We start from the raw sequence: 12,199 nt of genomic DNA on the forward strand, positions 1-12,199 counted from the left end.
TTCTTTGTTTGGTCAAAAAATAAGTACCTAATATGACTGGAAAATAAGTTTTTTATTAGGTACTTACTCTATTTATCTATTTTTTATCAATAACAATTTGTAAAAATATTTTCATTATTAATAATCTCAGCTATTCATAGTCATACGATGCTGTTTCAGTCATCAATTGATCGATTTTGTACATCGCTTTTCGTCGACTTTCAAACAATGAATCCGCATAGGTATCTAAGGTCATTTTTGCTGAGTTATGTCCTAATAGTTTACTAAGACTTGATATGTCTACTCGATTTTCTAAACATCTCGTTGCAAAAGTATGGCGCAAAGAATGGAAATGAATATTTCTTATTCCAGCTTCTTCTACAACTTTTTTAAAACGATATCGAATCACTCTAGGCTCGGTCATTTTATTTTTACATGAGATGACATGATTAGAGCATGATATCGCTTTTTTAGTAAGTAAGTATTGTTTCAAATTTTCTGCTAGTGGGACAACTCTGTAGGATTGATCCGTTTTAGGGTTGCCAATCAACACCTCTGTTTTATTCCCTTCGTTCGTCTGACTATTTACTCTAAAAATCGTTCGGCTAACACAAATAGTGTTATTTTCAAAATCGACATCAGACCATTTTAATCCACTTATTTCTCCAATTCGAAGACCTGAGTACAAGGCTAAAATAATTGCAGAGCACCCTTTTTCCTTGAAAGCAACATGCTCTAATTTTTTTTGCTCGCTCATCGTTAAAGCAACTGGTGGCCTTTTCTTACTTTTTTTTCTGGACAACTGAATAGATCTACAAGGATTAGATGATATTATTTGTTGATTTTCGGCTTCTTCAAACAACGTTTTCAATAAAATAAAGACATTGCTGGTTGTCCCATGTGACAATTCCAATTTTTCTAAATCTTCCTTATACATTCTAATATCGTCACTTGTTAGTTTGGATAATTTTTTCTCTCCAATATAAGGAAGAATGTACTTTTTTATGAGCCACTCATAATTAAAAAAAGTAGACTGCTTCACGGTATGTTTCTTATAATGATACAACCAATAGATTGTCCATGTTTCAAGATTACCACAAAAAGTATTGAGGAAATTTGATTCTACATGTTGTGCTTTTAAAATAATTAGCTTTGATTTCACATCTAAATAACGTTTGCCATAAGTATAACCATAAATTATTCTGCCCTGACTATCCCTGTTTTTAATATACCGTCCTTCCCATCTTCCATCTTTTCTCTTATAAATATTTTCTCCTTTTTTCGTCATCCTATACTCCTCTTCCGCTACTCCTCATCCACAACAAAGGTATTTTAACTACATTGAAATGAAACAATATAGACCATAATAAATATACCTTATATCATTTCTTATGAGTACTACTTATCAATATTTTTCGTGCCACTCAATCGCACAGACTTATTACTATGTATCTAAAATCTAAGATTTAATACAAGAACTCGCTTAAATTTTTGGGACAAAAAAACATCAAGTCAAAAGATTCAAAAACCTTTTGGCTTGATGCTATATATAATTATCGTCTTAATAGAAGTCGCTCATTTTACTTCACTATTTTATTTTACTTTACAACCACAGAATTTATAAACATGTAAATAATTTCCAGTTTCATTCCCTTTAGAGTCATACTCGGGTGTAGAAGAAATTAATTTTGAACAACAATCATAGTATCTTTTACCGTTTTGTACCACATAAATTCTTGCATATTTCGTAGTATTTTCATTTTTTGTTGTAACTGTTACTTCACCTTTTAATAGATGCTTCGTTTCTTTAGTTACTGAAGTTACACTTGCCTCATTTTCAAAATACGTTGTTTTAGCTGTAGCCTCCGCACTTTGACCTCCGAATCCCAACATAATGAATAACCCCATAGCTAATGAAACCATAACGACTAATTTTTTTTTCATATACAACATCTCCCTATACTTTATTTTGAGCGACTAGCTAAAAAGACAAAATTATCAAGTTAATTCAACGAAACCTAGGATTTTCGTTTTTAAGCTTTACGAATTCCCTCTGTTCTGTCTTTATAAATATGTGGCTATCTTTGTGATAAAAATAGTCCAACATATGTAATGACTTCTGATTTGTTTTGTAGCTTCTATGTCTTTTACAGAAAAAATTTGGTTATCGTAAATTGATTATCGATTTAATTTTTCTATCAAGTGTATGGGCAGTACTCTGAATTCAACGACTCCAACGATATCCTTTTCAGAAACGAAACCATAATAGCGACTATCTGTCGAATAAGGTCTATTGTCACCTAGTACCATGTAAGAGCCTTTTGGAATTATTTGACTACCGTTTTTTATATTTTCTGTATTAAAGTTTTCAGTAAAAAGAGCGTCCATTTTCTGCGCTTTTACTGTTTCTTCCTTATCAATAAAGGTTTCTTCAACTTCTTCATTGTTTACATATAACTGATCTGATTTATATTCTATCGATTCACCTGGCAATCCAATTACACGGCGGATTGCTTTTTCATGTTGATCAGGTGTTTCAAAATAGACTAAGCTAAAGCGCTTGATTCTTGCCTGTTTGTTGATGTAAACAAACTCATTTTCTGCTAGCGTCGGCAGCATACTATAGCCCTCAACTTTAGAGAAAGTAAACAAAAATAGGGAAAGGATCCAGATTAGAACACATGTCATAAATAACGAACTACCAAATTCTAAATAGAGCTGCGTTATTTTTTTCTTTTTTCTTTTTTTTGAAGAAGCTTTTTTTCTACATTCTTTTTTTGACCTGACTTTGTTTTTTTTTTAACCGTTCTTTGTTTACGTTTATTTTGGCTTTTTCCGACATCTTTTCTTGAAGATTCTTGTTTTCTTTTACGTTTATTTGAGTGATGTGTTTGGTTATCCATAAACATTCAGCTCCGCTTTATTGTTGTCATTTTTTTTCTGCCAGTGATTTTTCATTGATCTTAAATTGCTTGATAACAGCTTGTTCATTTTTCTTAACTCTTTCAATATCTCCTCTAAAAGATTCTAATAAAGAGGCATCTTTATAAAATCCTTTTGATTGCGACGACAAATTGATTCCTAGCTCCTTCATTGAAGAATAATAACGATTGATGCGAATTTGACCTTCACCGTTGATACGATAGTCCGCTTTATTTAATGCAAATGCAGCTAATCGTAGAGATAGATTATCTAAATTTTGTTCAGCTCGATCTCCTTCACCTGATTCAGCCAATTGCAATTGTTCCTCAATATCACGAAGATTGTAGTATCCTGAAACAATCACCTTTTTATCTTCTTGACTTAGATTCGTTGATTGATAATATATAGCGTACATTGAAGTCGTAGCGCCTAAAACCGTCACAAGTAAGCATAAGAAGCTTCCAATTATTCTCTTGTTTTTTTTCTTTTTTAACTGCCTCTTTTTCCTAGCAATTACTTTTCGCTTACGCTTATTTCTTGTTCGGATCAAACGTAATTTTCTTTGCTCTTTATTGGCCTTTATAATTCCTACCATGAGCAAGAAAATAAAAAGGAGAAAGATAATCGCTATCGCTAAACTTATGACTGCAATCCAATCTAATAGTGTCATTTTATTCCTTCCAACTTCCCGTCCTATCTTTTTTTAGACATACGTTTTTTCTTTTTACTTTTTTTATTTGTTACGAAACGAATAATCAAGAACATAATCAAGAAAAATCCGATGACACCTCCGACAATCATACCGACTAATTTAAAATCAATTCCTCGTTCTTGATCCATGCCGATGTCTTCTCGATTAAATTTGTCCGCTTCTTCTTTGGTAATGGTAAACATCTCTGTCCATTCCCATTTCTTATCGCCAGAATTTGCTGTGACATGGGCTCTATATTGCCCAGGAACCATTGGTTGACCTTCCATGGTGACTGGATAATTTAAAACACTGTTTGGTGCCATTCTCATTTTTGTTTTTTTAGATTCGTAAAGAACTTCATCTTTTTTTTCAGGCATGATTTGAACCTCTACTGTGAGGTCTTCTAATAAATCAGTTGCTTGATTCGCTAAATCAACGGTAATTGTATTTCGACCATTTGGCTGTGTACCATACGTTTTGAGATACCCCATTTTGGGTTCGACTTTTGTATCGTTTTCTTTTAGTAACATTGCTATAGTATAAGCATATTCATTGATGATTGTTGTTCCTGTATTTTCTTTCTTTTCCTCTTCATCAGATACTTTTTGTAATTGTATCCCGCCTAAAATAATACCGTCATAACTAGTTTCAGGCATATTTATTTCTAATTCTAGGTCTTTATCTGATTCAGGAGGTAATGTAATTTCTTTCGGTCCTTTTACAATATCGGTGAAATCAAATTTCATTGATGCATCTTTGTCTAACTTTGTTTTTCCATATTCTAAAACACCATTTGAATTCGTTCTAGCACCGTTTAAATTCACCTCAACTGTTACTTCTTTTTTACCTAGATTGGTTAGTGTGATTGACACTTTTTGCTTTTGACCAGGTGTCATTTTTAAATTAAAGTACCCAGAATCATCAATCTGATTTTCTGGATGATTGGTTTTGTATAAAAAGCCAACAGCTCCTGAAGGATCAGATGTAGCATTGCTTACTTGTGTTTGAACAAAAAAAATGGACAGTATTAAAAAAAATGTAATAAATGACTGTTGAAAAAATTTTTTCATAAGCGTAAAATAAATCCTCCCATTCAAAAACACGCTCACTAATCACTTAAAATTAGTGAGCTTGTCTTATAAAATATTCTCGTATTAATTAATCATTGATTTTAAAGTACTTCTGCTAATTCCCATAAAACGATAGCGGTATGCGCTTCTTTTGTTTTCACTGTTTTACCTGGAACAAATAGTGAAACGGACCCATTTTCAATTTTGTTTGCATCTGTTTTATTTGGTACACCAGTCGAATCTGCTGCTGTTCCTTTTCCTGAAGCAGTGTTATATGCTACTGTGTTACCAAAGGCAACTGTGTACGTACCAAAACCATCTGCAGCATTTTTCGTTTCAAGTACATCTACTACATTTTCAGTTTGATCTAATGTAAATGCTGAACCAGTTGCGGCTAACGTTGCATGAGCACTAGTTGTTGCATCCGTTGCGGTTTCTACGATTGGATTTTTAAAACTAATTGTTGCATTATCTAAAACATTTCCAGAAGTCGCTTTAAATTGTTGTGTCATTTTTGCTCTTAAAGCCCATTTCGAACGTTTGTTAATGCGTTTATCCGTTAGCTGTAAATAAACCCCTCTTTTTTCTTTTGTTCCATCATTTTGAGTAATCTCTACTTGTTCAGCAAAATAATTTTCATCTGTTAAAACCGCTTTTTGTTGTTTGAAATTCATTGCTGAAACACCATCAATTTTTAATGGACCGTTATCTGGGTTCGGCGTATACGGTGGGTCAACTGGTTTTTCTGGATCTTCTGGATCGACGTCTGGGTTTTTACCAGAATCTTCTACATAATCAATTGTTCCAGATCCATTTGCTTGAGTCGCTTTTCCATTATCCGCGCTCGCTGCGGCTGGTAATAATACGTTAGCTCCTAATACTGTTAGTAATGCGATAGAACATAATGTTCTTTTTTTCATTTGTGTTTCCTCCTAGATAGTCTTTTGATATTTATGGTAACTCAGATAAAATCCAAGTTAGCACCGTTTGGTATTTTCCAGGTTCTCTGTCAGATGATCCTGGAATAAAAAATGTTACTGCGTTATTTTCATAAGCCTGTTTATTTTCAAAGTTTGGATCAAGGACTGGTTGACCTGTATCATCAACCAGCGGTGTTAGAGTTGAATCTAAGCCATTCTCATTTTCATCAGAAGCACCAAATTCTACACTCCAGATTCCTTGTCCTTTTCCTTTATCAGCTTTTGCTAGATCGTACGTTGTTTGTATTTTATCGATTTTAATGACGTCATTTACCAATGATGGTGCGTACTTTTTGTCCATTGAAGAATTTGTCCACGATTTATCTAATGAAATATAGGAACCCTTCAGTTGAGAAGCGTCATTCTTTGGAATCATAAAGTTCGTTTCTTGCCGAACTTGTAACGTCCAACCAGCTCCGCTAGAACGGCTATCTGTTATTTGAACAAAATTTCCTCTTGGACCAGTATCATCGTGAAACAATTGCGCTCGCGCCTGATAGAAATGATCATTTTTTGATAATTTATGCCGACCAAAGTCTAGTCTAGGAACAAAATCAATTCTAAGAAATCCTTCTGTTGATGGACTTGGACCTGGATCAATTGGCTTTATAGGCTTTTCTGGATCTACTACCTGTGGCGGGATAAGTGATGCATCAAAACTAATCGTCCCTTCTTGGGTAATTGAATTTGCCTTGACCTTTGTGACCGGTGTAGTCAAAAGAAGCACAGAGAAACAAAATGTAAATATTAAAGTCTTTTTCACGGTTTGTTCTCTCCTTTACGCTCTTTTCTTTGTTTTTTCAAGTACACATATACTATTGAGAAAGCAAGAATCACACCGCTGAGTGTCAAAGATTTTTTCACGATTTCTCCTGTTTGTGGATAGCGTCCAACAGGCTTTTTGACTGTTGTATCCTCTGCATCATTAACTGGATTCGATGTGCTACTTGGCGTTTTTTCTTTTTCATCCGGCTCATCACGATAAAACTCAATTACAGCCTCATGTCCAACTTGACCGCCTTCAGCTGCAAAATGCTTTATCGGATTAAAAAAACTTGCAAGACCTAAGACAGAGATAGTCAGAATACAAACGAATCGTTTATTTTTTTTCATACATTTCTCCCCTCTAAGGTCCTTCAAATAATTCCCATTCAATAATCCCAGTATAAACACCGGATTCTTTGACCGCACCAACCTCAGTTTTTAGTTTAAAACCGTCCCCTTTTGCTGACCATTTATCACTAATTTTATTAGGTGAGCCATCTGAATTCTTTCCTACAGCAACATCTTGCATTCCCGAATTCAACTTAATTTCATTTCCGCTATAAATATAGCGGATAGCACCCGTTACAACTTCACTATTACTATTTGTTAATTCTTGTTTCATACGTGCTTTGAGTTTCCATGTTTTTTTAGTAGCCCGACTATCTTGAATTTCCAAAGCGCCATCGATTCTAACGGGTTCTTCAATCACAGTTTCTTGCGCTTTAATAATTTGGGTACCAAAGTCGATTTCTTTTGGTGCAGATAATACGATTCGACCTTTAAATTTATAAGTCACTGTTCGACCCTCTTCAACGATTTCAATTGCATTTTCGGGTATTGGTTTATCAGTGATTTCATATTTCTTTTCTAGTTGCTCGTTTATGGCTTTCACCACAGCTTTTTCTTTGGTCAAATCAATCAGGCTACCTACTTTTCCAGATATCTTAATATCTGGGTGGATTATATTATTTTCTTCATCGACAAATTTGACTATCAGATCTGCAACGCCAGCTTTGATTGTTAAATTCAGAATTTTTTCTTCCGAGGTATGTCCTTCACTATCAACCGCGTATACTTTGATCACTTTTTTCCCGAGCGTTAACACAGAACTAGGTAATGTAAATTGCCAGTCTATTTTTTTACCTGGGTTAGCCATATCGTTTTCGACTTTTTCACCAAAATGAACAGCTGGACCATCATCGACCGTATAATATAAATCTACAGAAGGACTCTCAGAATCTCTCCATTGACCCGTGACATCAAATGCATTTCCTAAAAGCACGTCTTGGTCATTTTGATCAATGAAAACTTCTGGCGGATTCCCTGGAAGCCCGATCGTTACATCATAGGTCATTTTTGTCCCTTCATTAGCTTCAAGAGAAATTGGCTGATTTTTCATGAAGATTGCTGTATCCATCTTATTGATATCAGAAGTCATATATACTAATTGATCAGCAGGATAATTTTGAGCCTCGTATCCCAATGAATTTAAAGCTGAGAAGCCTGAATCATCATAATTAAAGAAATAATTCAGAAAATGGTCTCTGGAAAATTCTGTTGTTCCTTGAATCCAGTGTCTTCCTGTCCAGTTTTGGACATGATCAGGTCCTGTAAAGAGATATTGAAGCTTATACTTATTTATCTTATCTTTAGTATTTTCAATATAGACACCTTTGTTGTCGCCAATCGCATAAATCGGTACTTGGTCATCCTCATTTAATTCAGTATCGATCATCGAACCGATAACAAAATCTGTTTCTTTACCTGTCCCCGTATTGGTTACAGTATATTCAACGTTTACTGTACCAGTTGTCTTACCCGTCATCACGATCTCAACATGGAATTTTTTTGAATCAAACGCTGTGTTATAGGTCAATTTATAAACAGTCATTCCATTTGGTAAAATACGTTTGTAATATTTATAGCCTTCACTTGTGATATGACTTCCTGTATTAAATATAGTTGGCTTTGTATTATTTCCGTATGCATAAATCAATCCGTAGCTAGTCCATAAAGATTGTCCCGCTTCTTCCGGCTTACTTAAACGACTTGGCTTATGATAAATATGCTGAACTCGGTTCCCCTCATTCATAAAAGTTACATTTGGAATTGCAAATTGTTTTTGTCTATTTCCAGAAATATTGGTGGTCCCTAATGCCTCTGTAGGTCCAAAGCCATAACGCAGTTCTTTTCCAACACCTGCTGAGATTGACGCTTCTTCGGATTTCGTTATCTCCGTCCATTCATCAGAGTATGGCGTAGAAATATCAGTACGAGCCTGTTGTTGTTCCTCTGACTGAACTGTTGACGCTTCAGTAGATGTAGCAACATTCTTTTCAATCAACAACTGATTGGACTGGTCCTGATCTGAAGACGCTTGAATTGAAAGTACTTCTTTAGAATCACTTGTCCCTTTGAAATATAGCGTTGTTTCTTGAGCCTCTTTTTTTAGGGTTAGCTTCATTTGCGTTTTATCATTGTCAACTTGAATAAAGGACATTTTTTCTTTGTTCAGCTCAAGTATTTTGTCTTTATCAAAAGAAACACCTTTAGAATAATCTAATACAATTGGTTGATCTTTATCAGAGTCTTTTACATTTAATGTAAAATATAATTCATTTTCTGAAGATGCTTGAATTTGATTTGTTGTTTGTTCTAATACCATCTTATTGGTTTCAGTATCAGAAGCTTTGATTGAAGAGCTTTTCATATAGAATAAACTTCCAAGCAATAACACTAGTCCAGCCATTCCCAAAGAATAAGATTTTTTCCTATTTTTCATTTTTTCAACTCCTTTCTAAACCTAATTTCCTTGCTCACGGTCCTCAACGCAAGCAAGTGGCTACTTGTGCTTTGTCAAAAATTAACAGGTTAGACGATACCCAATAGAACGAACTGTTTTTATGAGGTTGCCATTGTCTGAGGTCGCTTTTAGTTTTCTTCTTATATGAAAGATTATGTTTGCAACTCGATATTGCTGATTGTCAATAGATGATTTCCAGACAAAATCATAGATTTCTTCATATGAAACAACTTTATTTCTTTTTTGGTATAACATTTCAAAAGTTCGATACTCAAGACGTGTTAAATTAACTTCTTTTTCCCCATCTAAAACAATGCTTAGATTACTCGGATAAAGTTCGACTTTATGGACATCATTCGTTTTGTCTGCAAATTCCATATATGGATCTGAATGATCATCTATTTTTTTTTGATTATAAATTGTTTTATTGAAATCATTTTGCTGACGATACAAAGCATTTTTCATTACTAATGTAAATTCTTCTGGAAAATTGTTTGCCGGTATAACGCCATCCACACCTAATTTTAAAAAAATTATATTTTTTACACTATTTTTGTCGTGTGTTAAGACCCAAATTAATTTATTTGTTCTCTCTTTTATTTCCATAATTGTATTTAATGTTCGAGTCATCGCATTATCATCGTCACTGTTATCCGGAACGATAATACAATCGACTTCTTGAATTGTTAGCTGAATATTTTCTTGATTGATTAGTTTTGTATGGCCAATTTCACTGATTTTTTTCAAATACTCTTTGGAAAGTGTTCCTGAAAATGAAGTAACTCCTATGTTATACATTGACTGTCCTTCCTTTTTACATCTATTTTGTTGATAGATATTTATTTTTTTAAACGATTCTATTATTTTTTTTAAACTTCTTACTATGTTATACTCAATTAAATTGATGGGTATTAATAAGATAAAAAGTTTCCTCATTGTTGTACAAAGAAGAAAAAAAGTGTTAAACACCATTCTTATTGACATTAAAATGTTTTTTGACGGTTCAATGACGGCTTATAATAATTTTAAAGAACATTTATATACAAAAAAGAGGGTAAAACAACACTCAATAAGCGTTGTTTTACCCTCTAAAAGAAGAAGCAACAAAATGTAAAATTTAAGGATTTAAGGTTCATATAAACTATTATTTCTTAAACTGTTGCTCTTATTATTAGCTTGCTGACGAATTTTCGTGTTTATTGATCATTAGTTGATCCAATTTTTGAACAATACTTTTACGGCTTTCCAGCATAGAATCCGTGTAAATATCTAGTGTCATTTTAACAGATGTATGCCCTAATAATTTACTTAGGCTAGTGATATCCGTTCCCATTTCAATACATCTAGTTGCGAAAGTATGACGTAGAATATGAAAATGCGTATCTGAAATCCCAGCTTTTTTAACTGAACTTTTAAATCGATAGCGAATAACTCTAGGTTCAGCTAAATTATTTTTACACGTAACAACATAGTCACTTTGGCTATGTTTTTTTTTATCTAATAAGTAATAGACTATTTTTTTTGATAATGGTACTAGTCTATAGGACTGTTCAGTTTTTGGTGAACTTATAATTATATTTGTTTTATTTTCTGTTTTAAATGATGTTTTTACTCGTGAAACAGTTCGCTGTATATAAACGACTTCATTGTTAAAATCAATATCTGACCACTTTAATCCACTAATTTCGCCAATCCGTAATCCTAAATACAGAGATAAAATAATTGGTGAACACCCAGTTTCATTTAAAGCGACTGCCTCTAATCGTCGCTGATCCCCTCTAGATAAAGCAGCGATTGTTTTCTTTTGTTTGTGCGGTAAGCGAATTTGTTTATAAGGACTTCCAAATAGCAGTTGCTGTTTTTTTGCGGAAATCAACATCTTTTTCAGTAGCGTAAAAATATTTCGTATAGTTCCAGAAGCCAAATCTTGTTTCTCTAATGTGATAATAAATTTTTGAATATCCTCAGTTGCCAGATTATGTAGGTAGCAATTTTTAAAATATGGAACTATGTAAGTACTGCATAACCAATGATATTGGGCATATGTAGAACTTTTGACTACTGGTTTCACTTCACTTTCCAGCCAAAAATCGCACCACTCTTTCACTAATTCTTCTTTCACTTCTTTGTCTCCTCTTTCAATTAGTCCTGCTTTTACAACAATTAACTTTGTTTTCACTTCTTTATATTTTTTAGCATATACATAACCATATTTTATCGAACCCGTTTTGTTTCTTCCTTTGATATAACGTCCCTCCCATCTGCCATCTTTTCTTTTATAAATATTTTCTCCTTTTTTAGCCATTGTAATTCATTCCTTTGTTCATTTTTATTTGACCATTTTTTTGACGGCTAATAAAAAACCTCATTAAAAATAGATTTCGCTGTGAAAACTGCTAGATTCATCTCATAATCATTCGTTTTCCAAATAAATTCTCATTTTTTTCCATTGTTTTTAAAAAAAATGAGGAAAATCAAAATAAAATCCTGTTGACTTCTTATATTTTTACAATTAAACTAATAGTTAGTTAAGTAAAACAACTAATCTTCTTCTTTGTACAACAATGAGGAAATAATTTACGGATTTTCAAATTATATAAATACTAAAAAAGTTTCTGCTGGATCAATTCCGGCAGAAACTTTTTTTATTTATGTCAATACTTCATATTCAGCTATTGTACTAGAAATAATACCTGGACGCTTGTTTTGATTCTTTTCATCGTCTTGTTTCGGTTCTTTTCTTTGATGCATTTTTTTGAACGCTTGGCTTTTCACCCAATTTTTTTGATGTTCTTTTGACGTCCAGCGACTTAAAACAACTAATTCAGTAACTTCTGGATTGTCAGGCAAGGTACGATGCATTAATTGAAAATTTAAGAAACCTTCCACCGTTTCCATACTTTCTTTGGTATGCCCAGCTGTGAATTGTTGAATGATTTTTTGAGAGTGGGCTGTTTCTGTTTGGATCGTATTCGTTACAATATACATA

At 33.3% G+C, this 12,199-nt stretch carries 13 protein-coding genes; all 13 read right to left on the minus strand.

What is annotated here, in order from left to right; translation table 11 throughout:
* Positions 1-130: 130 nt before the first annotated feature.
* Positions 131-1,267: a tyrosine-type recombinase/integrase gene (locus tag BCR21_RS03025; RefSeq protein ID WP_069645030.1), complete on the minus strand. Its 1,137-nt coding sequence runs from the start codon at positions 1,265-1,267 to the stop codon at positions 131-133.
* 305 nt (positions 1,268-1,572) lie between these two features.
* Positions 1,573-1,923, minus strand: coding sequence for a hypothetical protein (locus BCR21_RS03030; RefSeq protein ID WP_069645031.1), 351 nt, complete (start codon positions 1,921-1,923; stop codon positions 1,573-1,575).
* Positions 1,924-2,157: 234 nt separating this feature from the next.
* On the minus strand, positions 2,158-2,706 hold the full coding sequence (gene lepB / locus BCR21_RS03035) for a signal peptidase I (RefSeq protein ID WP_139125576.1): 549 nt from the start codon (positions 2,704-2,706) through the stop codon (positions 2,158-2,160).
* Positions 2,703-2,882 (minus strand): hypothetical protein, encoded by a 180-nt coding sequence (locus BCR21_RS03040; RefSeq protein ID WP_069645033.1) that lies wholly within the window; start codon positions 2,880-2,882, stop codon positions 2,703-2,705. The genes lepB and BCR21_RS03040 overlap by 4 nt, the downstream gene beginning before the upstream one ends.
* Positions 2,883-2,908: 26 nt before the next feature.
* Positions 2,909-3,571 (minus strand): hypothetical protein, encoded by a 663-nt coding sequence (locus BCR21_RS03045; RefSeq protein WP_069645034.1) that lies wholly within the window; start codon positions 3,569-3,571, stop codon positions 2,909-2,911.
* 23 nt (positions 3,572-3,594) lie between these two features.
* On the minus strand, positions 3,595-4,662 hold the full coding sequence (locus tag BCR21_RS03050; RefSeq protein WP_069645035.1) for a WxLIP family cell surface protein: 1,068 nt from the start codon (positions 4,660-4,662) through the stop codon (positions 3,595-3,597).
* Positions 4,663-4,763: 101 nt separating this feature from the next.
* On the minus strand, positions 4,764-5,582 hold the full coding sequence (locus BCR21_RS03055) for a WxL domain-containing protein (RefSeq protein WP_069645036.1): 819 nt from the start codon (positions 5,580-5,582) through the stop codon (positions 4,764-4,766).
* Between the two features lie 31 nt (positions 5,583-5,613).
* Positions 5,614-6,405 carry a WxL domain-containing protein gene (locus BCR21_RS03060; RefSeq protein WP_069645037.1) on the minus strand — a complete coding sequence of 264 codons (792 nt, stop codon included), beginning with the start codon at positions 6,403-6,405 and terminating at the stop codon, positions 5,614-5,616.
* Positions 6,402-6,755 carry an LPXTG cell wall anchor domain-containing protein gene (locus tag BCR21_RS03065; RefSeq protein WP_069645038.1) on the minus strand — a complete coding sequence of 118 codons (354 nt, stop codon included), beginning with the start codon at positions 6,753-6,755 and terminating at the stop codon, positions 6,402-6,404. Before BCR21_RS03065 ends, BCR21_RS03060 begins: the two co-directional genes overlap by 4 nt.
* A gap of 13 nt (positions 6,756-6,768) precedes the next feature.
* Positions 6,769-9,189, minus strand: coding sequence for a MucBP domain-containing protein (locus BCR21_RS03070; protein ID WP_069645039.1), 2,421 nt, complete (start codon positions 9,187-9,189; stop codon positions 6,769-6,771).
* 81 nt (positions 9,190-9,270) lie between these two features.
* Positions 9,271-10,008 carry a winged helix-turn-helix domain-containing protein gene (locus BCR21_RS03075; protein ID WP_069645040.1) on the minus strand — a complete coding sequence of 246 codons (738 nt, stop codon included), beginning with the start codon at positions 10,006-10,008 and terminating at the stop codon, positions 9,271-9,273.
* A gap of 373 nt (positions 10,009-10,381) precedes the next feature.
* Positions 10,382-11,515 carry a tyrosine-type recombinase/integrase gene (locus BCR21_RS03080; RefSeq protein WP_069645041.1) on the minus strand — a complete coding sequence of 378 codons (1,134 nt, stop codon included), beginning with the start codon at positions 11,513-11,515 and terminating at the stop codon, positions 10,382-10,384.
* A 344-nt stretch (positions 11,516-11,859) separates the two neighbouring features.
* Positions 11,860-12,198 (minus strand): antibiotic biosynthesis monooxygenase, encoded by a 339-nt coding sequence (locus BCR21_RS03085; protein WP_069645042.1) that lies wholly within the window; start codon positions 12,196-12,198, stop codon positions 11,860-11,862.
* Between the last annotated feature and the right edge of the window lies 1 nt (position 12,199).

The organism is Enterococcus ureasiticus, assembly GCF_001730285.1.
GTDB classification, from domain to species: Bacteria; Bacillota; Bacilli; order Lactobacillales; family Enterococcaceae; genus Enterococcus_L; species Enterococcus_L ureasiticus.